This window comes from Pantoea sp. VS1 (assembly GCF_002207995.1).
GTDB lineage: Bacteria > Pseudomonadota > Gammaproteobacteria > Enterobacterales > Enterobacteriaceae > Pantoea > Pantoea dispersa.
In genome coordinates this window covers 16,908-42,260 of record NZ_NHZE01000019.1, presented here as the reverse complement: position 1 = coordinate 42,260, position 25,353 = coordinate 16,908, and the positions used below count along the sequence as shown (strand labels likewise).

General features: G+C 56.2%; 22 protein-coding genes. 18 read left to right on the top strand and 4 right to left on the bottom strand.

The window, feature by feature from the left end; genetic code table 11:
* Positions 1-82: 82 nt before the first annotated feature.
* The 3 genes from dgt to CBW22_RS10805 all read left to right on the top strand — a co-directional run bounded on the left by dgt (position 83) and on the right by CBW22_RS10805 (position 4,510).
* Positions 83-1,576, top strand: a complete 1,494-nt coding sequence (dgt, locus tag CBW22_RS10815) for a dGTPase (RefSeq protein ID WP_021507497.1) — start codon at positions 83-85, stop codon at positions 1,574-1,576.
* Between the two features lie 136 nt (positions 1,577-1,712).
* Positions 1,713-3,152, top strand: a complete 1,440-nt coding sequence (gene degP, locus CBW22_RS10810; RefSeq protein ID WP_058759526.1) for a serine endoprotease DegP — start codon at positions 1,713-1,715, stop codon at positions 3,150-3,152.
* Positions 3,153-3,352: 200 nt separating this feature from the next.
* On the top strand, positions 3,353-4,510 hold the full coding sequence (locus CBW22_RS10805) for a CdaR family transcriptional regulator (RefSeq protein WP_021507495.1): 1,158 nt from the start codon (positions 3,353-3,355) through the stop codon (positions 4,508-4,510).
* A gap of 38 nt (positions 4,511-4,548) precedes the next feature.
* On the opposite strand, the gene CBW22_RS10800 is transcribed toward CBW22_RS10805, so the two are convergent.
* From CBW22_RS10800 to map, 4 genes are all read right to left on the bottom strand, one after another.
* Positions 4,549-4,941, bottom strand: a complete 393-nt coding sequence (locus tag CBW22_RS10800) for a DUF3461 family protein (protein WP_010616197.1) — start codon at positions 4,939-4,941, stop codon at positions 4,549-4,551.
* Between the two features lie 294 nt (positions 4,942-5,235).
* A complete protein-coding gene (gene dapD / locus CBW22_RS10795; protein ID WP_088516624.1) occupies positions 5,236-6,060 on the bottom strand; it encodes a 2,3,4,5-tetrahydropyridine-2,6-dicarboxylate N-succinyltransferase in 825 nt (274 codons plus the stop codon).
* A gap of 172 nt (positions 6,061-6,232) precedes the next feature.
* On the bottom strand, positions 6,233-8,887 hold the full coding sequence (gene glnD / locus CBW22_RS10790; RefSeq protein WP_088516623.1) for a bifunctional uridylyltransferase/uridylyl-removing protein GlnD: 2,655 nt from the start codon (positions 8,885-8,887) through the stop codon (positions 6,233-6,235).
* A 198-nt stretch (positions 8,888-9,085) separates the two neighbouring features.
* Positions 9,086-9,880 (bottom strand): type I methionyl aminopeptidase, encoded by a 795-nt coding sequence (gene map, locus CBW22_RS10785; RefSeq protein ID WP_021507491.1) that lies wholly within the window; start codon positions 9,878-9,880, stop codon positions 9,086-9,088.
* 317 nt (positions 9,881-10,197) lie between these two features.
* On the opposite strand from map, the gene rpsB reads away from it, so the two are divergent.
* From rpsB to rnhB, 15 genes are all read left to right on the top strand, one after another.
* Positions 10,198-10,917 carry a 30S ribosomal protein S2 gene (gene rpsB, locus CBW22_RS10780; protein WP_031279692.1) on the top strand — a complete coding sequence of 240 codons (720 nt, stop codon included), beginning with the start codon at positions 10,198-10,200 and terminating at the stop codon, positions 10,915-10,917.
* A gap of 180 nt (positions 10,918-11,097) precedes the next feature.
* A complete protein-coding gene (tsf, locus tag CBW22_RS10775; protein ID WP_058780470.1) occupies positions 11,098-11,949 on the top strand; it encodes a translation elongation factor Ts in 852 nt (283 codons plus the stop codon).
* A 153-nt stretch (positions 11,950-12,102) separates the two neighbouring features.
* Positions 12,103-12,828 carry a UMP kinase gene (gene pyrH, locus CBW22_RS10770; RefSeq protein WP_010616191.1) on the top strand — a complete coding sequence of 242 codons (726 nt, stop codon included), beginning with the start codon at positions 12,103-12,105 and terminating at the stop codon, positions 12,826-12,828.
* Between the two features lie 148 nt (positions 12,829-12,976).
* Positions 12,977-13,534 carry a ribosome recycling factor gene (gene frr, locus CBW22_RS10765; protein WP_021507488.1) on the top strand — a complete coding sequence of 186 codons (558 nt, stop codon included), beginning with the start codon at positions 12,977-12,979 and terminating at the stop codon, positions 13,532-13,534.
* Positions 13,535-13,649: 115 nt separating this feature from the next.
* Positions 13,650-14,852, top strand: coding sequence for a 1-deoxy-D-xylulose-5-phosphate reductoisomerase (gene ispC, locus CBW22_RS10760; protein ID WP_058774798.1), 1,203 nt, complete (start codon positions 13,650-13,652; stop codon positions 14,850-14,852).
* A 165-nt stretch (positions 14,853-15,017) separates the two neighbouring features.
* Positions 15,018-15,770 (top strand): (2E,6E)-farnesyl-diphosphate-specific ditrans,polycis-undecaprenyl-diphosphate synthase, encoded by a 753-nt coding sequence (gene ispU / locus CBW22_RS10755; RefSeq protein ID WP_058759529.1) that lies wholly within the window; start codon positions 15,018-15,020, stop codon positions 15,768-15,770.
* Positions 15,771-15,788: 18 nt separating this feature from the next.
* Positions 15,789-16,646 carry a phosphatidate cytidylyltransferase gene (cdsA, locus tag CBW22_RS10750; RefSeq protein WP_010616187.1) on the top strand — a complete coding sequence of 286 codons (858 nt, stop codon included), beginning with the start codon at positions 15,789-15,791 and terminating at the stop codon, positions 16,644-16,646.
* 12 nt (positions 16,647-16,658) lie between these two features.
* The gene (gene rseP / locus CBW22_RS10745; protein ID WP_088516622.1) at positions 16,659-18,008 is read left to right on the top strand and encodes a sigma E protease regulator RseP; all 1,350 of its coding nucleotides are present in this window, start codon (positions 16,659-16,661) and stop codon (positions 18,006-18,008) included.
* A 51-nt stretch (positions 18,009-18,059) separates the two neighbouring features.
* Positions 18,060-20,471, top strand: a complete 2,412-nt coding sequence (gene bamA, locus CBW22_RS10740; protein ID WP_021507483.1) for an outer membrane protein assembly factor BamA — start codon at positions 18,060-18,062, stop codon at positions 20,469-20,471.
* Positions 20,472-20,584: 113 nt separating this feature from the next.
* Positions 20,585-21,082, top strand: a complete 498-nt coding sequence (skp, locus tag CBW22_RS10735; protein ID WP_021507482.1) for a molecular chaperone Skp — start codon at positions 20,585-20,587, stop codon at positions 21,080-21,082.
* A gap of 3 nt (positions 21,083-21,085) precedes the next feature.
* Entirely contained in the window at positions 21,086-22,111 is a 1,026-nt protein-coding gene (gene lpxD / locus CBW22_RS10730) for a UDP-3-O-(3-hydroxymyristoyl)glucosamine N-acyltransferase (protein ID WP_058780471.1), read from the top strand.
* Positions 22,112-22,305: 194 nt separating this feature from the next.
* Positions 22,306-22,761: a 3-hydroxyacyl-ACP dehydratase FabZ gene (gene fabZ, locus CBW22_RS10725; protein ID WP_013507953.1), complete on the top strand. Its 456-nt coding sequence runs from the start codon at positions 22,306-22,308 to the stop codon at positions 22,759-22,761.
* Positions 22,762-22,764: 3 nt separating this feature from the next.
* Positions 22,765-23,553, top strand: coding sequence for an acyl-ACP--UDP-N-acetylglucosamine O-acyltransferase (gene lpxA / locus CBW22_RS10720; RefSeq protein ID WP_021507480.1), 789 nt, complete (start codon positions 22,765-22,767; stop codon positions 23,551-23,553).
* A gap of 3 nt (positions 23,554-23,556) precedes the next feature.
* Positions 23,557-24,705, top strand: a complete 1,149-nt coding sequence (gene lpxB / locus CBW22_RS10715) for a lipid-A-disaccharide synthase (protein ID WP_058759532.1) — start codon at positions 23,557-23,559, stop codon at positions 24,703-24,705.
* Complete coding sequence (gene rnhB / locus CBW22_RS10710) at positions 24,698-25,324, top strand: ribonuclease HII (RefSeq protein ID WP_088516621.1); 627 nt, start codon at positions 24,698-24,700, stop codon at positions 25,322-25,324. Before lpxB ends, rnhB begins: the two co-directional genes overlap by 8 nt.
* Positions 25,325-25,353: the final 29 nt, after the last annotated feature.

The window sequence follows — 25,353 nt, the reverse complement described above, 5'->3', positions numbered from 1 at the left end:
GTTATGGATGTATAAGGCTAAAGTGAGGCATAGTCTAACATGGCTCAATGGGGATCAATTCAGGAAAAAATAAGGGGTAACAATGGCGACGATCAATTTCAGGAAGAAGATCAGTTTCACCCGCCCTTATACCAGCCGCAAAGATCCCGAAGGCGAATACTTTATTACCCGCCACTTTGAAAGCGATCGTGGACGCATTATTAATTCTGCCGCGATTCGCCGTCTGCAACAAAAAACCCAGGTGTTTCCGCTGGAGCGGAATGCGGCCGTGCGCTCGCGCCTGACCCATTCGCTTGAGGTGCAGCAAACCGGACGTTACATCACCAAAGAGATTCTGCATACGCTGAAAACCCAGGGCGGCGGGCTGGCGGCTTACGGCCTCGATGGCTTTGAGGGCGCGGTCGAGAGCCTGGTGGAGATGGCCTGCCTGCTGCACGACGTCGGCAACCCGCCGTTTGGCCATTTTGGTGAAGCGGCGATCAATGACTGGTTTGATGACAACCTGCCGGCCGAACTGGTGGATCCGCTGGTGGCGGGCGTGGCGGATGACGCGCAGCGTGCCGATTTCGACCGGTTAAATGCAATGATTCGTCAGGATTTGTGCCATTTCGAAGGGAATGCGCAGGCCATTCGGCTGGTGCATACCCTGCTGCAGCTAAATCTTAGCTATGCGCAGGTAGCGTGTATTTTAAAATACACCGCGCCGGCGTGGTGGCAGGGCGATAAGCCGGCGGAGTTCAGCGTATTAATGAAAAAGCCGGGTTTCTATTTATCCGAACGTGAATATGTGGCCGATCTTCGCGCGGCAACGGATATACCTGAGCACCATCGTTATCCGCTGACCTGGATAATGGAAGCGGCTGACGATATCTCCTATTGTATTGCCGACCTTGATGACGCCGTAGAAAAAGACATCTTCACCGTCGATACGCTCTATCATTCTTTGCTCAACGCCTGGGGCCCGGTGAAACCTGGCGACGCGTTTAGCCGCACCATTAATGAAGCGTGGAAAGAGGCCAATCAGAAAAAGCGTCGCAGTATTAGCGATCAGTTTTTCATGTCGCTGCGGGTTAACGTCCAGAGCGTGCTGGTCAGCCATGCGGTGCGCCGCTTTGTTGATAATTTACCTGCCATTTTTGCCGGCAACTTTAACCATGCGCTACTGGAAGACGACGGTGATGAAGGGCGCCTGTTAAAATTATTTAAAACCGTGGCGCGCCAGCAGGTGTTTAATCACCCTGAAGTTGAGCAGCTGGAATTACAGGGTTATCGGGTCATTAAAGGATTACTGGAAATTTATCAGTCGCTGATGCAGCTCGATTATGAACAGTTTACCACGTTAATGAATGAGGATTTTCTCGCGAAACATCCGATCGAAACCCGACTGTTTCATAAACTTTCCGGTAAACATCGTAAAGCTTATCAGCAACAGATGCGTAATCTGGTGGTGCAGCATAAATATCAGCGATTGTTATGGGAACGTTATTACCGCTCGCGGCTGATTCAGGACTATATCAGCGGGATGACGGACAATTACGCCTGGGATGAGTATCGTCGGTTGATGGCGGTGGAATAAGCGCAGTTTTGTAAAGACGAAGAATAAATTTTTACCTTTACCCAATACTTTATCAGGAACTTCGCGCTAAAAACTTAATCTCATCATCACGACCACAGCAATGGTCTGCACGTTAATTTCAGAGAGACACAGACGAATGAAAAAAAGCACATTAATGTTAAGTGCGCTGGCGCTTAGTCTGGGCATGGCGTTAAGCCCTGTCAGTGTTTTCGCGGCGGAGACAGCGTCTTCCTCCAGTCAGCAACTGCCCAGCCTGGCACCCATGCTGGAAAAAGTGATGCCTTCCGTGGTCAGTATCAGCGTGGAAGGCAGCACCACGGTGAAAACCCCGCGCATGCCGCAGCAGTTCCAGCAATTCTTTGGCGATAATTCCCCCTTCTGTCAGGACGGATCGCCGTTCCAGGGTTCACCTATGTGCCAGGGCGGCGGCGGTGACGGTAGCGACGATGGCGCCAACGCGCAGAAGCAGCAGTTCCGCGCGCTGGGTTCTGGGGTAATCATCAACGCCGACAAAGGCTATGTGGTGACCAACAACCACGTGGTGGATAACGCCACCAAAATTCAGGTACAGCTGAGCGATGGCCGTCGCTACGATGCTAAGGTCATCGGCAAAGATCCGCAGTCTGACATCGCGCTGATCCAGCTGCAGGATGCGAAAAACCTGACGGCAATTAAGATCGCAGACTCCGACAATCTGCGCGTCGGTGATTACACCGTGGCCATCGGTAACCCGTACGGCCTGGGCGAAACGGTCACGTCCGGCATCGTCTCGGCGCTGGGGCGCAGCGGCCTTAACGTCGAAAATTACGAAAACTTTATCCAGACCGATGCCGCCATCAACCGCGGCAACTCCGGCGGTGCGCTGGTTAACCTGAACGGCGAGCTGATCGGTATTAACACCGCGATCCTCGCACCGGACGGTGGCAACATCGGTATCGGCTTTGCCATCCCGAGTTCCATGGTGAAAAACCTGACCGCGCAGATGGTGGAGTATGGCCAGGTGAAACGCGGCGAGCTGGGCATTATGGGCACCGAGCTCAACTCCGAGCTGGCTAAAGCGATGAAAGTGGATGCGCAGCGCGGCGCCTTTGTCAGCCAGGTGCTGCCAAACTCCGCGGCGGCGAAAGCCGGCGTGAAAGCGGGCGATGTGGTGGTCTCTATGAACGGTAAAGCGCTGACCAGCTTTGCGGCGCTGCGTGCGGAAGTCGGCTCGCTGCCGGTCGGCACCAAACTGCAGCTGGGCCTGCTGCGCGACGGCAAACCGCTGAACGTGACGGTTGAGCTGCAGCAGAGCTCACAGGATAAAGTGCAGTCCGCGACGATTTACACCGGCATTGAAGGCGCCGATCTCAGTAACGTTGACAGCAACGGCCAGAAGGGCGTGCGCGTTGACAGCGTGAAGGCCGGCAGCGCAGCGGCACGTATCGGCCTGAAGAAAGGCGATGTGATCCTCGGTGTGAACCAGCAGGCGGTAAGCAACCTTGGCGAGCTGCGTAAAATCCTCGACACCAAACCGTCGGTGCTGGCGCTCAACGTCAAGCGCGGCGACAGCAGCCTCTATCTGCTGATGCAGTAATCCTTTTATTGGTCTCTCAGGCGAGCTTCGGCTCGCCTTTTTATTGCCTGTATGCTGCTGCGCCCCCAGTCATCTGTGCCTTCCCAGTGTGACCGCTGCCGCAATTCCGGTAATCGCCCTGCGGCTATGTGCAGTTGCACAATGCCAGGGGGAATCGGGATGCGTATTCTGTCGGTTCGTCCCGAATTCTGGAGTGTTTGATGGCCACCTATCATCTTGATGCGCGACTGGCTCAGGATATCGTTGCCCGCACCATGAAAATTATCGACAGTAATGTCAATGTGATGGATGCGCGCGGCCGCATTATTGGCAGTGGCGATCGCGAGCGTATTGGCGAATTGCACGAGGGCGCGCTGCTGGTGCTGTCACAGGGCAGGGTGGTTGATATTGACGAAGCGGTAGCTAAACACTTGCACGGCGTGCGGCCGGGCATCAATTTACCGCTGCGCATTGACGGCGACATCGTCGGCGTGATTGGCCTCACCGGCCAGCCCAGCACGTTACGCCATTACGGCGAGCTGGTGTGCATGACGGCAGAGATGATGCTGGAACAGGCGCGCCTGCTGCATATGCTGGCGCAGGACAGCCGCCTGCGTGAGGAGCTGGTGCTGAACCTGATCCGCAGCGATACGCTGTCGCCAGCGCTGAACGAATGGGCGCAGCGACTGGGCATCGATCTCAATCAGCCGCGCGTGGTGGCGGTGGTGGAAGTGGACAGCGGACAGCTGGGGGTCGATAGCGCGATGTCGGAGCTGCAGCAATTACAGACGCTGCTGACCACGCCCGATCGTGACAACCTGATCGCCATTGTTTCGCTCACCGAAATGGTGGTGCTGAAGCCAGCGCTGAATGCCCATGGCCGTTACGATCAGGACGATCATCGCCGCCGCGTCGATCAACTGCTGCAGCGCATGAAAGAGAGCGGTCAGGTGCGGATGCGTATCGCGCTCGGCAATTTCTTTACCGGGCCCGGCAGCATTGCGCGCTCTTACCGCACCGCCCGCACCACCATGATGGTGGGCAAACAGCGCATGCCGCAGCAGCGGAGCTTCTTCTATCAGGATCTGGTGCTGCCGGTGCTGCTGGATAGCCTGCGCGGCGGCTGGCAGGCCAGCGAGCTGGCACGTCCGCTGGCTAAGCTGAAGAGCATGGACAATAACGGTTTGCTGCGGCGCACGCTGGTTGCGTGGTTCAGTCATAACGTGCAGCCGAGCGCCACAGCGCGCGCGCTGTTTATTCATCGCAATACGCTGGAGTACCGCCTGAACCGCATCTCGGAACTGACCGGCCTTAATCTGGCGAACTTTGACGATCGGCTGCTGCTGTATGTGGCGCTGCAGCTTGATGAGCAGGCATAAAAAAGGCCAGCAGCAGCTGGCCTGAGAAGCGGCGGGAATTAGCGACCGTTGCGGGTCAGCTGATCGAGATCGGATTCGATTTCGGCGATTTTGTTCGACACCACGTTCTCCAGATGGCGCAGATCGGCGAGGATTTTGCGCTTCAGATCCACTTCTACCTGATCGCGCTGGCAGATCTGATCCAGTTCGTCGATCACGTAACGCAGGTTAGGGCTGATTTCCTGAATCTCTTTATAACCCTGGGTGGTGTGATCGGCCACCACGGTTTTGCGCTGACGCGGGTATTTAAACTTCACGCTTTTGGCGAAGAACTCGCCCTTGTCTTTGCGGAAGTAGATTTTCAGGATGTCGTTGTTGGCTTCCTGACGCAGGCTGTAGCGGTCAATGTCTTCAGGATTGCTGATACCTAAGCTTTTCAGGTTGTCGTACATAGCGTTTATATTCCATCTGAGAGTGAGTGAGCGCGCAGGATTATCATCATCATTAGGCTGCGTAATAAGCGCAACGAACCGAACGCTTACGGCATACTTAATCAACTGTAGACACAAAAACCGGGATGAACAGTGCGCGACCGGAGTTAACTGGCGCGGATTATGACCTGTTTGAAAAACAAACGCACCTGTTAATTCGCGGCGCGAAACAGGTAATAGCGGCAGGAGTGTAAAGAAAAAATGACGGGCCTGAATACAGGCCCGTGGGCATAAAAATAAGCGGGAAGAAAAAACTTAATCGATGGTACGCAGCAGTTCGTTGATGCCGGTTTTTGCCAGCGTTTTCGCGTCGACTTTCTTCACGATCACCGCACAGTACAGGCTGTAGCTACCGTCTTTAGACGGCAGGTTACCGGAAACCACCACCGAACCCGCCGGTACGCGGCCGTAGTGCACTTCACCGGTTTCGCGGTCATAAATTTTGGTGCTCTGGCCGATGTAAACGCCCATAGAGATCACTGAGCCTTCTTCGACGATCACGCCTTCAACGATCTCGGAACGGGCACCGATAAAGCAGTTATCTTCGATGATGGTTGGATTGGCCTGCAGCGGTTCCAGTACGCCGCCGATGCCGACGCCGCCGGACAGGTGCACGTTTTTACCAATCTGCGCACAGGAGCCGACAGTGGCCCAGGTATCTACCATGGTGCCTTCATCGACATACGCACCGATGTTGACATAGGACGGCATCAGCACGGTGTTGCGCGCGATGAATGCACCCTGACGCACCGCTGCCGGTGGCACGACGCGGAAGCCGGCGCTTTTAAAGCGCGCTTCATCCCAGCCGGCAAATTTCATCGGCACTTTGTCGTAGAAGCGGGTCTCTGCCCCGTCGATCAACTGGTTGTCGTTGATACGGAACGACAGCAGTACCGCTTTTTTCAGCCACTGATGCGTTACCCATTCGCCGTTGATCTTTTCTGACACGCGCAGTTCACCGCTGTCCAGCAGGCCAATCACCTGGTTGATCGCTTCACGGGTGGCGCTGTCCACGCTGGTCGGCGTAATGTCGGCGCGGCGTTCAAAGGCAGATTCGATAACGCTCTGTAACTGTTGCATATTTAATTCCTGAGTCTGTCATTGCGGATGCACGCCAGCTGGCGTGCAGAGTAAAATTATCGGGCAAACATTCTTCATGCTGCAGAACGGTGGCGCGCCTATCGGAGCGAGATCCACGGATGGGCCGGGTCACCAGGCCAATGCATCGGCAACGTGAAGAATGGAAGCCGGGTCACATTTTATCGTTTGGATTAAGTACCTCTGTCAACCGTTGTTGCAGCACGGAGCGCATTTCGGCATCCAGCGCACGTCGTTCGCTGTTGGCAAGGATGAACAAATCCTCCACCCGTTCGCCGATGGTACTGATGCGGGCGCCGTGCAGCGAAACACCGAGGTCAGCAAACACTTCGCCGACGCGCGCCAGCAAACCTGGCTGGTCCAGCGCCACCAGCTCCAGATAGCTGCGGCGGTCGGTATGGGTGGGCAAAAAGTTGACTTCGGTATCGACGCTGAAGTGTTTCAGACGTGACGACGGCCGGCGCGTACGCGGTGGCACCCACTGCGTTTGCGTGATCGCCTGCTCCAGCGCCTGAATAATCAGCGGATGGCGATCCGCTGCCAGCGGACTGCCGTCCGGCTCCAGCACAATAAAGGTATCCATGGCCATGCCGTCGCGGCTGGTAAAGATCTGCGCATCGTGCACGCTCAGATTACGGCGATCGAGCTCTCCGGCTACGGCGGCAAACAGGTAAGGGCGATCCGGGCTCCAGATGAAGATCTCGGTGCCGCCGCGCGTGGCCTGCGGGCTTACCAGCACCAGCGGTTTGCTAAGATCATGGTTGATCAGATGCCGCGCGTGCCACGCCAGCTGGTTGGGCGTATGGCGCAGGAAGTAGTCGGCGCGGCAGCGGCTCCAGATATGGTGCAGGCGCTCTTCGTTGAGATTTTCCATGCGCAGCAGCGCCAGCGCCTGCAGCCGGTGATGACGCACGCGCTCGCGCAGATCCGGGCTGTTCTCCATACCGCGGCGCAGCTGTTTTTCGGTGGCGAAGAACAGCTCACGTAGCAGGCTCTGTTTCCAGCTGTTCCACAGGCTTTCATTGGTGGCACAGATGTCGGCAACCGTCAGGCAGGCCAGATAGCGCAGCCGGTTTTCATTTTGCATCACTTCAGCAAACTGCTGAATCACTGTAGGATCCTGAATGTCGCGACGCTGAGCCGTCACCGACATCAGCAGGTGATGACGCACCAGCCACGCCACCAGCTGCATTTCGCGCGAATTGAGGCCGTGCAGCTCAGCAAAGTCCAGCGCGTCCTGCGCGCCAAGAATCGAGTGGTCGCCATCGCGCCCTTTGGCGATATCGTGCAGCAGCGCGGCCATCAGCAGCAGCTCCGGCTGCGGCAGACGCGGCCACAGCTCGACGCACAGCGGGTGCATCGGGCGCGTGGCTTCGTCGGCAAAACTCTCCAGCTTCTGCAACACGCGGATGGTGTGCTCATCCACGGTGTAGGCGTGGAACAGGTCGAACTGCATCTGGCCGACAATGTTGCCCCACAGCGGCGTATAGGCCCACAGTACGCTGTGGCGATGCATTGGCAGCAGCGCGCGCTTTACCGCGCCTGGATGGCGCAGAATTGCCATAAAGGTGCGGCGCGCTTCGGGGATCTGACACAGCGGCTGTTGCAGATGACGGCGGGCGTAGCGCAGCTGGCGCAGCGTGGTGGAATAGATGCCGGTGATGGTTTCGTTACGCACCATCACGTAAAACATGCGCAGAATCGCCTGCGGCTCGCGCTCAAACAGCGTGGGATCGCGCAGGTCGATCAGATTACCGCGCAGCTGAAAATCCTCATCGATACTGCGCGGCTTCTCGGTGGTCGACAGCGCCAGAATGGCTTCGTCAAACAGCTGCAGCAGCATCTGGTTCAGCTCGCCGATACGGCGCGTGACGCGATAGAAATCTTTCATCATGCGCTCAACCGGCTCATTGCCTTCGCCGCCATAGTTGAGGCGCTGTGCCACGTTGAGCTGGCGATCGAAAAGTAAGCGGTTATCGTAGCGCGGCAGCGTCAGGTGCAGCGCGAAACGGATGCGCCAGAGAAATTCCTGGCACTCATTGATCTCATTGCGTTCGGCTTCAGTGAGAAAGCCAAAGCCGACCATCTCATCCATGGTGGTGGCGCCAAAGTGGCGGCGCGCGACCCACTGCAGAGTATGAATGTCGCGCAGCCCGCCCGGGCTGCTTTTGATATCCGGTTCGAGGTTGTAGCTGGTGCCGTGATAACGCTGATGGCGTTCCAGCTGCTCCTCAATTTTGGCAGCGAAGAAGCGTGACGACGGCCAGAAACCGTCGCTGAAGATATTCTTTTGCAGTTCGAGAAACAGCGCCACGTCGCCGGTCAGCATGCGCGACTCAATCAGGTTGGTGGCGACGGTGAGATCCGACAAGCCCTCCAGCAGACACTCTTCCAGCGTGCGTACGCTGTGGCCGACCTCCAGCTTGAGATCCCACATCAGCGTCAGAAGTTCTGAGGTGCGCTGCGCGGCAGCTTCGTCCAGTGGCTGACGGCTCAGGATCAGCACGTCGATGTCCGACAGCGGATGCAGCTCGCCGCGGCCATAGCCGCCCACCGCCACCAGCGCGATCTCTTTCATCTGGTCAAAGCCAAACAGTCGCCATAGCCGGCGCAGCAGGCGATCGATAAACAGCGTGCGCGCATCAATCAGCGATTCGATATCGCTGCCGGCGTCAAAAGCGCAGCCCAGATGCTGCTGGAACTGTTCAAGATACTGTTTGAGTTTGTCGCGCGTCAGCGCGTCGTCTGGCCAGCTGGCGGGGGAATCGGTCAGGCCTTTGTGTACTGCTTCGGTCACGCTACCACTCATCAACATGCCTCTTCTGCGCCATAAAAAAGCGGGCTTAACGCCGTGATGCCGTTCAGTTAGTCACCGTCCGTGACACCACCGCAGTAGCGGCGCGGGTTAACGCGCAACTGATGGCGCCGCTACGGGAGGTGCAGGGATGGGTGAACCTAAACTGACAGGCGTTCGTTTTGAGCCGGCCTGTTATCCTGATGACGAGCGTTACGCGTTGTTTTCCAGCACCGCTGGAATAGTGTCGTCGGCGCGCAGCGTCAGGATCTCACAGCCGTTTTCCGTCACCACAATAGTATGCTCATACTGTGCGGACAAGCTGCGATCTTTGGTTTTCACCGTCCAGCCATCTTTCATGGTGCGGATGCGATAATCACCGGCGTTTACCATCGGTTCGACGGTAAACGTCATGCCAGCCTGCAGCACCACGCCGCTGTCGTCGGCATCGTAATGCAGCACCTGCGGCTCTTCATGGAAGCCTTTACCGATGCCGTGTCCGCAATACTCGCGAACCACGGAAAAATCCTGTGCTTCCACGTATTTCTGAATCGCCCGGCCCAGTTCACGCAGGCGAATGCCCGGCTTCACCAGACGCAGCGCAATGTACAGGCTCTCCTGCGTAACCCGGCACAGGCGCTCGCCCTGAATCGTCGGTTTGCCGACGATGAACATCTTTGACGTATCGCCATGGTATTCATCTTTGATCACCGTGACGTCGACGTTAACGATATCCCCGTCTTTCAGCACGCGATCATCGCTGGGAATACCGTGACATACCACTTCGTTGACCGAAATACACACTGATTTCGGGAAACCGTGGTAGCCGAGACAGGCTGAAATGGCCTGCTGCTTTTCGGTGATGTGCTGGTGGCACAGACGGTCAAGCTCGCCGGTGGTGACGCCTGGCACGACGTGCGGAGCGATCATCTCCAGCACTTCTGCAGCCAGACGGCCCGCCACGCGCATTTTTTCGATTTCTTCTGGGGTTTTGATTGAAATGGCCATTAAATAATCCGCAATCGCCGCAATTTTCGACAATAATGAGTTCTGTGGCAGTCATGTTAGCAGTCAGCAAATAGGCTGCCAAATCGGGATTACAGCCTGCCGCTCATGCTAACAACTGTTGGCGTATTCCTGCGCATTGTGGTATAAAGCGCGCCGACGATTCTCTGTCACCTCGTATGAGAGGGCAGGAAACGCATAAATCTCATTATGTGTACTAAAACACACATGTATCGACACGTACGCCGGGGTGCCTCGTAAGAGGTCGGTTGTATGGGATACATGGAGGCCCAACCCCAAACAAACTTTTAGAGGTAATCATGGCAACTGTTTCCATGCGCGACATGCTCAAGGCTGGTGTTCACTTCGGTCACCAGACCCGTTACTGGAACCCAAAAATGAAGCCATTCATTTTCGGTGCGCGTAACAAAGTTCACATCATCAACCTTGAGAAAACCGTACCAATGTTCAACGAAGCCCTGGCTGAGCTGAACAAGATCTCTTCCCGTAAAGGTAAGATTCTGTTTGTTGGTACCAAGCGCGCTGCTGCCGAAGCGGTAAAAGAGTCTGCACTGAGCTGCGACCAGTTCTTCGTTAACCACCGCTGGCTGGGTGGTATGCTGACCAACTGGAAAACCGTTCGTCAGTCAATCAAACGCCTGAAAGATCTGGAAACTCAGTCTCAGGACGGTACTTTCGACAAACTGACCAAGAAAGAAGCACTGATGCGTGCTCGTGAGCTGGCCAAGCTGGAAAACAGCCTGGGCGGTATCAAAGATATGGGCGGTCTGCCGGATGCACTGTTCGTTGTTGACGCTGACCACGAACACATCGCAATCAAAGAAGCAAACAACCTGGGTATCCCGGTATTTGCTATCGTTGATACTAACTCTGATCCAGACGGCGTTGATTTCGTTATCCCAGGTAACGACGATGCGATCCGTGCTGTAAGCCTGTACCTGACTGCCGTTGCCACTACCGTGCGCGAAGGCCGTTCACAGGACCTGGCTGAGCAGGCTGAAGAAGCTGCTGAAGCTTAATAAGGTTCGCTCTTTCTGAGAGCCCTTAGACATCAGATGTGATCTGTTAAGGGGCCGTGAAGGCCCCTTTATTTATCTCACTTAGTCACGCACCCTGTTCGGGCTGGCGGGGCAAGTAAATTTTCCGCAACAAGTTTCTGACAGTGTGAAAGCACTGCGAGACGAATCGAGGATTCTGGAATGGCTGAAATTACCGCTGCACTGGTAAAAGAACTGCGCGAGCGTACTGGCGCAGGCATGATGGACTGCAAAAAAGCGCTGACCGAAGCGAACGGCGACATTGAGCTGGCGATCGAGAACATGCGTAAGTCTGGTGCGATCAAAGCTGCTAAGAAAGCAGGCAACGTGGCTGCTGACGGCGTGATCAAAACCAAAATCGCTGACGGCTACGCCGTGATTCTGGAAGTGAACTGCCAGACTGACTTCGTGGCAAAAGATGCCGGTTTCCAGGCCTTTGCTGACAAAGTGCTGGACGCTGCTGCTGCCGGTAAAGTGACTGATGTGGAAGTTCTGAAAGCGCAGTTCGAAGAAGAGCGCGTGGCACTGGTTGCGAAAATCGGTGAGAACATCAACATCCGTCGTGTTGCTGTCCTCGAAGGTGCTGAGCTGAACGGCTATCTGCACGGCGCACGTATCGGCGTACTGGTTTCTACCACCGGCGCTGATGAAGAGCTGAGCAAGCAGATTGCGATGCACGTTGCTGCCAGCAAGCCAGAGTTCGTGAAGCCAGAAGACGTTTCTGCTGACGTGGTTGAGAAAGAGTACCAGGTTCAGCTGGACATCGCGATGCAGTCTGGCAAGCCAAAAGAGATCGCAGAGAAGATGGTTGAAGGCCGCATGAAGAAATTCACCGGCGAAGTCTCTCTGACCGGTCAGGCTTTCGTTATCGACCCAAGCAAAACTGTTGGCCAGGCGCTGAAAGAGAAAGGCGCTGACGTGATCAACTTCATCCGCTTCGAAGTGGGCGAAGGCATTGAGAAAGTCGAATCTGACTTTGCAGCCGAAGTTGCTGCCATGTCCAAACAGTCTTAATGGTTTGCAGGAACCGCCGAGAGGCGGTTCTTTTTTGTCTGCGTTTTGGCGCAGCAATTTTCAGTCTCATCCCAATAGCTTTTCTCACGCGCTAAGCGGATGATCGATCAGATTTAACTTCTCATTCATCTTATCTTCCAGGAAGAATTGACCATGGCGACCAACGCAAAACCTGTATATCAACGTATCTTACTGAAACTGAGCGGCGAAGCACTGCAGGGTGCCGAAGGTTTTGGTATCGACGCGAGCGTGCTTGACCGTATGGCGCAAGAGGTGAAAGAGCTGGTTGAGCTGGGCATTCAGGTGGGTGTGGTAATTGGTGGCGGTAACCTGTTCCGTGGCGCGGGTCTGGCGCAGGCAGGTATGAACCGCGTGGTCGGCGACCACATGGGGATGCTGGCGACCGTGATGAACGGCCTGGCAATGCGTGACGCACTGCATCGTGCGTACGTCAACGCGCGCCTGATGTCGGCGATTCCGCTGAACGGCGTGTGTGATAACTACAGCTGGGCAGAAGCCATCAGCCTGCTGCGCAATAACCGCGTGGTGATCTTCTCTGCCGGTACCGGCAACCCGTTCTTTACCACCGACTCAGCGGCCTGCCTGCGCGGCATCGAAATCGAAGCGGACGTGGTACTGAAAGCCACCAAGGTCGACGGCGTCTACTCAGCCGACCCGGTGAAAAATCCGGATGCCACGCTGTACGAACAGCTGACCTACGGTGAAGTGCTGGAAAAAGAGCTGAAAGTGATGGATCTGGCCGCCTTTACGCTGGCGCGCGACCATCAACTGCCGATCCGCGTCTTCAATATGAACAAGCCTGGCGCGCTGCGTCGCGTGGTGATGGGTGAAAAAGAAGGCACCCTGATTACGCATTAATACCCGACGCAGGATAAAATAAGGTATATTCTGTTGGCGCGCTGCACTGCTGTCGCGCAGCATTCAGGATGATCGATGTTTATCGATACCGTTTCCGTTCCGCTGCGTCCGGAAGTGGCCAGGTCAAACCGAATCCAAGGGTTTCAACGTGATTAACGATATTAAAAAAGATGCTGAAACGCGCATGGACAAATGCGTGGAAGCATTCAAAAACACCATCAGCAAAGTGCGCACCGGTCGTGCTTCGCCTTCACTGCTCGACGGCATCGTTGTGGAATATTACGGTACGCCAACGCCGCTGCGTCAGCTGGCCAGCGTCACCGTTGAAGATTCACGCACGCTGAAAATCAACGTGTTCGATCGCTCAATGGGTCCGGCAGTCGAGAAAGCCATCATGGCTTCTGACCTCGGCCTCAACCCAAGCTCAGCCGGTAGCGACATTCGTGTTCCACTGCCTGCGCTGACCGAAGAGCGTCGTAAAGATCTGATCAAGGTTGTGCGTGGCGAAGCCGAGCAGGGCCGTGTTTCTGTGCGCAACGTGCGCCGTGACGCGAACGACAAGATCAAGGCGCTGCTGAAAGACAAAGAGATCAGCGAAGACGACGAACGTCGCTCGCAGGACGAGATCCAGAAAATGACCGACGTTCGCATCAAACACGTTGATGCGGCGCTGGCCGAGAAAGAGAAGGAACTGATGGAATTCTGATTCCGTCATTTGCCTGACAAAACGCCGTTCAGAGACGTAGTACGACTCTGGCGGCGTTTTACATTGTGCCCGCCGTACGCGCGGGCGCACACCACGACTTCACAGGGACAGCACCATGAAGCGATTAACTCTGCTGGGTTCGACCGGCTCAATTGGCACCAGCACGCTGGCGGTAGTGGCAGCGCATCCTGAGCGCTATCAGGTGACTGCGCTGGTGGCTGGTCAGAATGTGGCGCTGATGGCCGAACAGTGTCAGCAATTTAAACCGCGCTATGCGGCGATGTCCGACGACGCTTCCGCTGCGGCGTTGCGTGAACGACTGAAAGCACTCAACATCGATACGGAAGTGCTCTCCGGCGTTCAGGCCGCCTGCGAACTGGCCGCGCTGGACGAGGTCGATCAGGTGATGGCCGCCATTGTGGGCGCTTCCGGTTTACAACCGACGCTGGCCGCCATTCGCGCCGGCAAAACCGTCCTGCTTGCCAATAAAGAATCGCTTGTCACATGCGGCCGTTTGTTTATGGAGGCGGTACGCCAGCATCAGGCGCAGCTGCTGCCGGTCGACAGCGAGCACAACGCCATTTTTCAGAGTTTGCCCGCTTCCATACAGCATCAGTTGGGGTACGCTGATCTGCGGGAGAATGGCATCGAGTCGATTCTCCTTACGGGATCGGGTGGTCCTTTTCGTGACACGCCATTAGCCGAGCTGGCCGCTATGTCGCCAGATCAGGCCTGTGCGCATCCGAACTGGTCAATGGGGCGTAAAATCTCCGTTGATTCGGCCACCATGATGAATAAAGGTCTTGAATACATTGAAGCCCGCTGGCTGTTTAACGCCACCGACGCTCAAATGGAGGTCATCCTGCATCCGCAGTCGGTGATTCACTCCATGGTGCGATACTGCGACGGTAGCGTGCTGGCACAGCTGGGTTCACCCGATATGCGCACGCCAATCGCCCACAGCATGGCCTGGCCGGCACGTATTACCGCAGGCGTAACGCCGCTTGATTTCACCCGAATGAAGGCGCTGACGTTTGCTGAGCCGGACTACGCACGCTATCCCTGCCTGAAGCTGGCAATCGATGCATGCGCAACCGGACAGGCGGCCACCACCACGCTGAACGCAGCCAATGAAGTCGCGGTAGCGGCATTTCTGCAGCATCAGATTCGCTTTACCGATATCGCGGCCATCAACAGTGAAGTGCTGGCAACCCTGCAGTGTCAGGAGCCGGGCAGCGTGGATGACGTGATGGAGATTGATCGGATCGCACGCGTGCGGGCTACGGCGTTGCTGCCGCGCTTTCGTTTAGCCGGTTGATGGTGGCGCTATTTGTTCGCTCAGGGTGAAAATGGTATAGTCGCTCGCTCGCGTTTTACGGCCCGACATTGTTTCGATGTCATCCGGTGAGGTTACCGGCGTTTGCCGCAGGCGCAATGTATTCAGAAACCACAGCATTTCTGATGAAAGGAATTATTACGCGTTATGTCGTCCAACAATCACAATACAATCGATGACGGGTCGTACTGCACGCCACGTCACGTGGCCATCATTATGGATGGTAATGGTCGCTGGGCAAAAAATCAGGGCAAACTGCGTATTTCAGGCCACAAAGCCGGGGTAAAATCAGTACGCCGGGCCGTCAGCTTTGCGGTCAGCAACAAGCTGGAAGCGCTCACGCTCTATGCGTTCAGCAGTGAAAACTGGAGCCGACCGGTACAGGAAGTGACGGCCTTAATGGAATTGTTTGTCTGGGCGCTCGACAGCGAAGTCAAAAGCCTGCACAAGCACAATGTGCGTCTGCGCATTATTGGTGATATCAGCCGTTTCAATAACCGCATTCAGGAACGCATTCGCCGCGCCGAGGAACTGACTCAGCAAAATGATGGACTCACCCTCAACATTGCTGCCAACTATGGCGGCCGTTGGGATATTATCCAGGGTGTAAAAAAACTGGCTGAACAGGTTCAGGAAGGACTGCTACGTCCTGACCAGATAACTGAAGAAAGTCTGGCTCCGCATCTGTGTATGCAGGAGCTGGCGCCGGTGGATTTAGTGATAAGGACCGGGGGAGAGCATCGGATCAGCAACTTCCTGCTGTGGCAGATCGCCTATGCTGAGTTTTGGTTTACCGATGTTCTCTGGCCTGATTTTGATGAACACGTTTTTGAAGGTGCACTGAATGCATTCTCTCTGCGGGAGCGACGCTATGGCGGCGCTGCACCAGGCGGCGCCTGAGCAACCTGGGGGTAACCTTTGCTGAAGTCTCGTCTGATCACCGCGTTTATTCTGATTCCGCTGGTGATCGCTGCTCTGTTTTGGTTGCCGCTGTCCGGTTTTGCGATTACCACCATCATCATCTGCATGCTTGCCGCCTGGGAGTGGGGGCAGCTGGCGGGGATGGCAACGCGTCAGCAGCGTATCTGGCTGGCGGTGCTATGCGGCCTGCTGCTGGCGGTGATGCTGTTCACCCTGCAACCCTATCAACGTAATCTGCACCAGTTCCAGATGGAGAGCTCGCTCTGGGCCTCACTGGGCTGGTGGATTGTCGCGCTATTTCTCGTGCTGTTTTATCCGGCCTCGGCTGCGCTGTGGCGCGCATCGCGTCCGCTGCGCCTGCTGTTTGGCGTGCTGACCGTGGTGCCGTTCTTCTGGGGCATGATGGCGCTGCGCCAGTATCACTATGACACCGACCATTTCGCCGGCGCCTGGTGGCTGCTGTTCGTGATGTTCCTCGTCTGGGGCGCGGATTCCGGTGCTTACATGTTTGGTCGTCTGTTCGGCAAGCATAAGCTGGCACCGAAAGTCTCACCGGGCAAAACCTGGGAAGGCTTCTTTGGCGGACTGCTGTCATCGGCGATTATCGCCTGGCTGTTTGCGCTGCTGGCCCCGCTGTCGGTGGCGCCGGGCACGCTGATTATCTGCGCCGTGATTGCCACGCTGGCCTCCGTGCTGGGCGATCTCACGGAAAGTATGTTCAAACGTGAAGCCGGTATCAAAGACAGCGGTAACCTGATTCCGGGGCACGGTGGTATCCTCGATCGCATTGATAGCCTGACAGCCGCAGTGCCGGTATTTGCCTGCCTGCTGCTGCTGGTGTTCCGCACCCTCTGAGGATAAGCGACGATGTTGAGCATACTCTGGAGTTTTGTCGCCTTTATCGTGGCGCTCGGCGTGCTGATTACGGTGCACGAGTTCGGCCACTTCTGGGTGGCACGTCGCTGCGGTGTCAAAGTAGAACGCTTCTCGATCGGTTTCGGCAAAGCCCTGTGGCGTCGCACTGACCGCCAGGGCACGGAATACGTGATCGCGCTGATTCCGCTCGGTGGCTACGTCAAAATGCTCGACGAGCGCGTAGAGAGCGTGCCCGCTGAGCTGCGTCATCAGGCCTTCAACAATAAAACCGTGCTGCAGCGTGCCTCAATCATTGCCGCCGGTCCCATCGCCAATTTTATCTTTGCCGTGTTTGCCTACTGGGTGGTGTTCATCCATGGTGTGCCGGGTGTTCGCCCGGTGGTCGGCGAAATTATGAGCGGTTCCGTCGCGGCAGAAGCGCAAATTACCTCCGGCATGGAACTTAAAGCGGTTGACGGTATCGAAACGCCTGACTGGGATGCTGTGCGCCTGGCGCTGATCGGTAAAATCGGCGACAGCAGCGCCATGCTGACCGTGTCACAGTTTGGTCAGCAGGCGACGCAGCAGAAGCAGCTCAATCTGCGTGACTGGCAATTTGAACCGGACAAACAGGACCCGGTGGTCGCTTTAGGTATTCGACCGCGCGGGCCGCAAATCGAAACCACGCTGGCAGAAGTGCAGGCGCGTTCACCGGCAAATGCTGCCGGTTTGCAAGCCGGCGACAGGATCGTTAAAGTCGATGGTCAGCCATTAACGCAATGGCAGGTTTTTGCGGCTCAGGTTCGGGATAATCCCGGCAAAAACATGGCGCTGGAGGTTGAGCGTAACGGTGAACCGTTAACGCTGACGCTAACGCCGGAAGCGAAACCGGGCAACGCAGCGGAAGGTTTTGCCGGGGTGATCCCGCGTGTGATCCCGCTGCCGGATGAGTACAAAACGGTAAAACAGTACGGACCTTTCGCCGCGATTGGTGAAGCCGGTGTCAAAACCTGGCAACTGATGAAGCTGACGGTTTCGATGCTGGGCAAGTTGATAACCGGGGACGTCAAGCTGAATAACCTGAGCGGGCCAATTTCGATTGCGCAGGGTGCCGGATTATCAGCTGAATATGGGGTGATTTATTACCTGATGTTCCTCGCGCTGATTAGCGTCAACTTAGGGATCATCAATCTGTTCCCTCTGCCGGTTTTAGATGGTGGACATCTGCTCTTTCTGGCGATCGAAAAGATCAAAGGTGGACCGGTGTCCGAGCGAGTTCAGGACTTCAGTTATCGCATCGGCTCAATTTTGCTGGTGCTTTTAATGGGGCTTGCACTTTTCAATGATTTCTCTCGCCTGTAATCGCTGGAACGCAGACAGGCGCGGGATGTGTTAGGAAAACGCATAACAACGATGGCGATGAAAAAGTTGCTCATAGCGTCGCTGCTGTTTAGCAGCGCCACCGTTTACGGTGCAGACGATTTCGTAGTGAAGGACATTCATTTCGAAGGTCTACAGCGAGTCGCCGTCGGCGCGGCTCTGCTCAGCATGCCGGTACGCGTCGGTGATACGGTGAATGATGATGACATCAGAAACACCATTCGCTCACTGTTCGCTACCGGTAACTTTGAAGATGTCCAGGTTCTGCGTGACGGCACCACCCTGATTGTTCAGGTGAAGGAACGTCCGACCATTGCCAGCATCACCTTCTCCGGTAACAAAGCGGTGAAAGAGGATCAGCTGAAGGAGAATCTTGAGGCCTCCGGTGTGCGCGTCGGCGAAGCGCTTGACCGCACCACGCTCTCTTCCATCGAGAAGGGGCTGGAGGACTTTTACTACAGCGTCGGTAAATATACCGCCAGCGTCAAAGCCATCGCGACGCCGCTGCCGCGTAACCGTGTCGATCTGAAATTCGTCTTCCAGGAAGGCGTCTCGGCCAAGATCCAGCAGATCAACATTGTCGGCAACAAAGCGTTCAGCTCAGACGAACTGATCTCCCGCTTCCAGCTGCGCGATGAAGTGCCGTGGTGGAACGTGGTGGGCGACCGTAAATACCAGAAGCAGAAACTGGCGGGCGATCTCGAAACCCTGCGCAGCTTCTATCTGGATCGCGGTTATGCGCGTTTCAATATTGATTCCACGCAGGTGAGCCTGACGCCGGACAAGAAAGGCATCTACATCACCGTCAACATCACCGAAGGCGATCAGTACAAGATTGCCGGCGTGATCGTCAACGGCAGTATGGCGGGCCACTCGGCGGAAATTGAGCACCTGACGCAGATTCCTAACGGTGAGCTGTATAACGGCACCAAAGTCACCCAGATGGAAGATGACATTAAGAAGCTGCTGGGCCGTTATGGCTACGCCTATCCACGCGTGGTGACGCAGCCGGAAATCAACGATGCGGATAAAACCGTTAAGCTGCACATCAACGTTGATGCCGGTAACCGTTACTACGTGCGTAAAGTGCGTTTTGAAGGTAACGACACCTCGAAAGATGCCGTACTGCGCCGCGAAATGCGTCAGATGGAAGGCGCATGGCTGGGCAGCGACCTCGTCGATCAGGGCAAAGAGCGCCTGAACCGTACCGGTTACTTCGAAACCGTGGACGTTGATACCCAGCGCGTTCCGGGCTCGCCAGACCAGGTTGACGTGGTTTACAAAGTCAAAGAGCGTAACACCGGTACCTTCAACTTTGGTGTTGGTTACGGTACGGAGAGTGGCGTCAGCTTCCAGGTCGGCGTGACCCAGGAGAACTGGCTCGGCACCGGTAATACCGTCGGCATCAGCGGTACCAAGAACGACTACCAGACCTACGCAGAATTCTCACTCACCGATCCGTACTTCACGGTGGACGGTGTGAGCCTCGGCGGCCGCCTCTTCTACAACGACTTTAAAGCGGATGATGCTGATCTCTCCGACTACACCAACAAAAGTTACGGTGTGGACGGTACGCTGGGCTTCCCGGTTAACGAAAACAACACGCTGCGCGTTGGCTTAGGTTATGTGCACAACGACCTGTCCAACATGCGTCCGCAGGTGGCGATGTGGCGTTACCTTGACTCGGTGGGGCGTCATCAGGGGCTGAATGATGACGGTGATTTCTCTGCGGATGACTTCACCTTCAACTATGGCTGGACGTACAACACGCTCGATCGTGGTTTCTTCCCGACGCGCGGTAACCGTACCAACCTGAACGGTAAAGTGACCATTCCGGGCTCTGATAACTCGTTCTACAAAGCGACGCTGGACACCCAGCAGTACGTGCCGCTGAACCGTGATGGCACCTGGGTGGTGCTGGGTCGTGGCCGTGTTGGCTACGGTGACGGACTCGGTGGCAAAGAGATGCCGTTCTATGAGAACTTCTACGCCGGCGGTTCCAGCACCGTGCGTGGCTTCCAGTCCAACACCATTGGTCCGAAAGCCGCTTACCTGAACGATCGCTCGTCGAGCTGTAATCTGACCGATCCGGACGGCATCTGTAAGTCTGACGATGCGGTGGGCGGTAACGCCATGGCGATCGCCAGCCTTGAGCTGATTACGCCAACGCCGTTCCTGAGCGAAAAATATGCAAACTCAGTACGTACCTCGGTATTTATGGATGCCGGTACCGTCTGGGATACCAAGTGGCAGAACACCGCGGAAACCCGCGCGGCGGGCATTCCGGACTACAGCGACCCGAACAACATTCGCGTCTCTGCCGGTCTTGCGCTGCAGTGGATGTCGCCACTTGGACCACTGGTGTTCTCCTACGCACAGCCAGTGAAAAAAGTCGAGGGAGACAAAGCAGAACAGTTCCAGTTTAACATCGGTAAAACCTGGTAAGGTTCTGAGCACGGAAGCAGAGTCGTAGTACGGCATCGCGCCGGCGCCAGACGGGAGCCGGACGATGCCAACACTGTGTCGCTGACACAAACGTTGATGGTAAGGAGTTTATAGTGAAAAAGTTGTTGTGTGCCGCAGGTCTGGGTCTTGCTTTAGCGGTTTCCGCGGGCGTTCAGGCTGCTGACAAAATTGCAGTGGTAAACGTGTCCAGCATTTTCCAACAGTTACCGCAACGTGCGACCGTTGCTAAACAGCTGGAAAACGAATTCAAGGGCCGTGCCACTGAGCTGCAGAGCCAGGAGCGCGATCTGCAGACTAAAATGCAGAAACTGCAGCGTGATGGTTCAACCATGAAGGCCAGCGACCGCAGCCGCATGGAAAAAGACATCATGTCACAGCGCGAAGCGTTCTCGACGAAAGCGCAGGCTTTCGATCAGGATAACCGCCGTCGTCAGATGGAAGAGCGTAACAAACTGCTGAGCCGTATTCAGGACGCAGTGAAGAAAGTGGCGGACAGCGAAGGGTATGACGTGGTAATCGACGCCAATGCCGTTGCCTATGCTTCTAACGCGAAAGACATTACTGCTGACGTGCTGAAACAGGTTAAATAATCGATGTCATCAATTCGACTGGCTGATTTAGCCCAGCAGTTGGATGCAGAATTGCACGGAGATGGCGATATCGCCATCTCCGGCATTGCTTCTATGCAATCCGCCACCCCTGGTCAAATCACTTTTCTTGCCAACAGCCGCTACCGCGAGCAGCTCGCACAGGTTCAGGCCTCAGCCGTGGTGCTGACGGAAGCGGATCTGGAGTGGTGTAAAACCGCCGCGCTGGTGGTGAAAAACCCTTATCTGACTTATGCCCGCATGGCACAACTGCTGGACACCACGCCGCAGCCCGCGCAAAATATCGCGCCCAGCGCCGTGATCGATCCGAGCGCGAAGCTGGGGAACAATGTCTCGGTGGGCGCTAACGCGGTCATCGAGTCCGGCGTTGAGCTGGGTGATGACGTGGTGATTGGCGCCGGCTGCTTTGTCGGCAAGCGCACGCGCATTGGCCGTGGTTCCCGTCTGTGGGCCAACGTTACGGTTTATCATGAGATTCAGATGGGTCAGGATTGTCTGATTCAGTCTGGCACCGTGATTGGTGCCGATGGTTTCGGTTATGCTAACGACCGCGGCAACTGGGTGAAAATTCCTCAGCTGGGCACCGTGGTGATTGGCGATCGGGTAGAAATTGGTGCCTGTACCACGATCGATCGCGGTGCGCTGGATAACACTCTGATCGGCAATGGTGTTATCATAGACAACCAGTGTCAGATTGCGCATAACGTCGTGATTGGTGATAACACCGCGGTTGCCGGTGGTGTGATCATGGCGGGTAGTCTGAAGATTGGGCGTTACTGTATGATTGGCGGAGCCAGCGTCATTAACGGCCATATGGAAATCTGTGACAAAGTGACGGTAACCGGCATGGGCATGGTCATGCGTCCCATCACAGAGCCTGGGGTATACTCATCGGGTATCCCGCTGCAACCCAACAAAACCTGGCGTAAAACGGCAGCGCTGGTGATGAACATCGATGACATGAGCAAACGCTTAAAAGCCATCGAACGCAAGGTCGGCAAAGACGACTGAGCACATCCCGGCTCTACCCGCTTTCATAATAAAGCAGCGTACCTTCTTTCACCTCGGGGTTAACCAGAGTGCGGCAGCAGGTATCATGGTAAGCGAAACGCCACTGAACTGATTTGCGGCCTGCGAAAGATCATTTTGATCGGTGCAGGCCGTGTTATTGTTGCCATCAGATTTTTTAGGACAGGAAGAGTATTTTGACAACTGAAACGCATACTCTGAAAATTGAAGAGATTTTAGAACTGCTGCCGCACCGCTACCCGTTTTTGCTGGTTGACCGCGTGCTGGAATTTGAAGAGCATAAATATCTGCGTGCGGTAAAGAACGTTTCTGTTAATGAACCGTTTTTCCAGGGACACTTCCCTGGTAAACCGATTTTCCCTGGCGTTCTGATCCTGGAAGCGATGGCGCAGGCGACCGGTATTCTGGCGTTTAAAAGCGTTGGAAAACTGGAACCGGGCGAGCTGTACTATTTCGCCGGTATCGACGAAGCCCGTTTCAAGCGTCCGGTAGTGCCGGGCGACCAGATGATCATGGAAGTCACCTTCGAGAAGACCCGCCGTGGCCTGACGCGCTTCAAAGGCGTGGCAACCGTAGACGGTAAGATTGTCTGTGAAGCGACCATGATGTGTGCCCGTAGCCGGGAGGCATAATTAGTGATTGATTCAACCGCCAGCATCCATCCAACGTCCATCATTGAAGAAGGTGCGGTGATCGGCGCCAATGTCCAAATCGGTCCGTTTTGTGTTGTCGGAGCGAACGTGGAAATTGGCGAAGGCACAGTGCTGAAATCGCACGTGGTGGTGAATGGCCACACGCGTATCGGTAAAGATAACCAGATCTACCAGTTCGTTTCGATTGGCGAAGTGAATCAGGATCTGAAATATGCCGGTGAACCGACCCGCGTTGAAGTCGGCGATCGCAACCGCATCCGCGAGAGCGTCACCATTCACCGTGGCACCACGCAGGGTGGCGGCCTGACCAAAGTCGGCAGCGACAACCTGCTGATGGTCAATGCGCACATTGCTCATGACTGCGTGATCGGCAATCGCTGTATTCTGGCCAACAACGTAACGCTGGGCGGCCACGTTACCGTGGATGATTTTGCCATCATCGGCGGCGTGACGGCGGTGCACCAGTGGTGCACCATTGGTGCCCACGTGATGGTAGGCGGTTGTTCCGGCGTCGCGCAGGACGTGCCGCCGTACGTGATTGCGCAGGGCAACCATGCCACGCCGTTCGGTGTCAATATCGAAGGCCTGAAGCGTCGTGGCTTCAGCAAAGAAGCACTGCACGCCATTCGTAACGCGTACAAGCTGCTGTACCGCAGCGGTAAAACGCTGGATGAAGTGAAGCCGGAGATCGAAGAACTGGCCAAACTTCATAGCGAAGTGCAGCCTTTCTACGACTTCTTTGCCCGTTCTACCCGTGGATTGATTCGTTAATTCATGTCAGTGCGTCCCTTAACGATTGCCCTGGTCGCCGGAGAAACCTCCGGCGATATTCTTGGTGCCGGATTGATTCGTGCGCTGAAAGCGCGCCATCCTGACGCGCGCTTCGTTGGCGTTGCCGGTCCGCTGATGCAGGCCGAAGGCTGCGAAGCCTGGTACGAGATGGAAGAGCTGGCGGTAATGGGCATCGTTGAGGTGCTTGGCCGCCTGCGCCGTTTGCTGCACATCCGCAAGGATTTAACCCAGCGCTTTACCGAACTGCGGCCGGATGTCTTCGTCGGCATCGATGCCCCGGATTTCAACATCACGCTGGAAGGCAACCTCAAGCGTGCCGGCATTCGCACCATTCATTACGTCAGTCCCTCCGTGTGGGCCTGGCGACAAAAGCGTGTGTTCAAAATTGGCCGCAACACCGATCTGGTGCTGGCGTTTCTGCCTTTTGAAAAAGCGTTTTACGATCGCTACAACGTGCCGTGCCGCTTTATCGGGCACACCATGGCCGATGCGATGCCGCTGCAGCCGGACAAACTGGCCGCGCGGCGTGAATTAGGCATCGCTGACGATGCGCTGTGCCTTGGCCTGCTACCGGGCAGCCGCGGCGCGGAAGTGGAGATGCTCAGCGCCGATTTCCTGCGCGCCGCACAGCTGCTGCGCCAGCGCTATCCGGCGCTGGAGATCGTAGTGCCGCTGGTTAACGCGAAGCGGCGCGCGCAGTTCGAGCAGATTAAAGCCAGCGTCGCGCCGGAATTGCCGATGCACCTGCTGGATGGCAAAGGGCGTCAGGCGATGATCGCCAGCGACGCGGCGATTCTGGCTTCCGGCACTGCAGCGCTGGAGTGCATGCTGGCGAAATGCCCGATGGTGGTGGGCTATCGTATGAAGCCGTTCACCTTCTGGCTGGCGAAGCGGCTGGTGAAAACCCCGTACGTTTCGCTGCCTAACCTGCTGGCCGGCCGTGAACTGGTGCAGGAGCTGCTGCAGGAGGAGTGCCAGCCTGCAGCGTTAGCCGCGGCGCTGGAGCCGCTGCTGCATGCCGGTCCGGAGCGTGACGCGCTGCTGGCCACTTTCACCCAATTGCATCAGCAGATTCGCTGGAACGCCGACGAACAGGCGGCGGATGCGGTACTGGAGATTGCCAATGGCTGAATTTATCTATCCTGATGCCCGGCTGATTGCCGGCGTTGATGAAGTCGGACGTGGCCCGCTGGTCGGTGCCGTGGTGACCGCCGCCGTGATCCTCGATCCGGCGCGGCCGATTGCCGGCCTGGCAGATTCCAAAAAGCTGTCTGAAAAGCGCCGCCTTGCGCTGTTTGATGAAATCAAAGAGAAAGCGCTGGCGTGGAGCCTGGGCCGCGCTGAACCGGAAGAGATTGATCAGTTGAACATCCTGCACGCCACCATGCTGGCGATGCAGCGCGCGGTTGCCGGTCTGCATATTGCACCGGATTTTGTCCTGATTGATGGCAACCGCTGTCCGGTGCTGCCGATGCCGTCGCAGGCGGTGGTGAAGGGCGATAGCCTGGTGCGGGAAATCAGCGCTGCCTCGATTATTGCCAAAGTCACGCGCGACCGTGAAATGGCCGAGCTGGACCTGCTGTTTCCGCAGTACGGTTTCGCCCAGCACAAAGGCTATCCGACCGCGCTGCACATGGAAAAACTGACGCAGTTTGGTGCCACACCTCACCACCGCCGCAGCTTTGCGCCGGTGCGTAACGCCCTGATTGATGCTGATGTGCTGGCCGCGCGCCAGCCGACTACGCTTTAATAGCCTGACGCTGTTTTAACCGGAAACTG

Coding starts and splice junctions, on each gene's coding strand:
- lpxB (WP_058759532.1), top strand. CDS start 23,557: ATGTCAGTGCGTCCCTTAACGATTGCCCTGGTCGCCGGAGAAACCTCC.
- rseP (WP_088516622.1), top strand. CDS start 16,659: ATGTTGAGCATACTCTGGAGTTTTGTCGCCTTTATCGTGGCGCTCGGC.
- dgt (WP_021507497.1), top strand. CDS start 83: ATGGCGACGATCAATTTCAGGAAGAAGATCAGTTTCACCCGCCCTTAT.
- rnhB (WP_088516621.1), top strand. CDS start 24,698: ATGGCTGAATTTATCTATCCTGATGCCCGGCTGATTGCCGGCGTTGAT.
- rpsB (WP_031279692.1), top strand. CDS start 10,198: ATGGCAACTGTTTCCATGCGCGACATGCTCAAGGCTGGTGTTCACTTC.
- tsf (WP_058780470.1), top strand. CDS start 11,098: ATGGCTGAAATTACCGCTGCACTGGTAAAAGAACTGCGCGAGCGTACT.
- degP (WP_058759526.1), top strand. CDS start 1,713: ATGAAAAAAAGCACATTAATGTTAAGTGCGCTGGCGCTTAGTCTGGGC.
- dapD (WP_088516624.1), bottom strand. CDS start 6,060: ATGCAACAGTTACAGAGCGTTATCGAATCTGCCTTTGAACGCCGCGCC.
- CBW22_RS10805 (WP_021507495.1), top strand. CDS start 3,353: ATGGCCACCTATCATCTTGATGCGCGACTGGCTCAGGATATCGTTGCC.
- ispC (WP_058774798.1), top strand. CDS start 13,650: ATGAAGCGATTAACTCTGCTGGGTTCGACCGGCTCAATTGGCACCAGC.
- CBW22_RS10800 (WP_010616197.1), bottom strand. CDS start 4,941: ATGTACGACAACCTGAAAAGCTTAGGTATCAGCAATCCTGAAGACATT.
- ispU (WP_058759529.1), top strand. CDS start 15,018: ATGTCGTCCAACAATCACAATACAATCGATGACGGGTCGTACTGCACG.
- map (WP_021507491.1), bottom strand. CDS start 9,880: ATGGCCATTTCAATCAAAACCCCAGAAGAAATCGAAAAAATGCGCGTG.
- glnD (WP_088516623.1), bottom strand. CDS start 8,887: ATGAGTGGTAGCGTGACCGAAGCAGTACACAAAGGCCTGACCGATTCC.
- bamA (WP_021507483.1), top strand. CDS start 18,060: ATGGCGATGAAAAAGTTGCTCATAGCGTCGCTGCTGTTTAGCAGCGCC.
- lpxD (WP_058780471.1), top strand. CDS start 21,086: ATGTCATCAATTCGACTGGCTGATTTAGCCCAGCAGTTGGATGCAGAA.
- pyrH (WP_010616191.1), top strand. CDS start 12,103: ATGGCGACCAACGCAAAACCTGTATATCAACGTATCTTACTGAAACTG.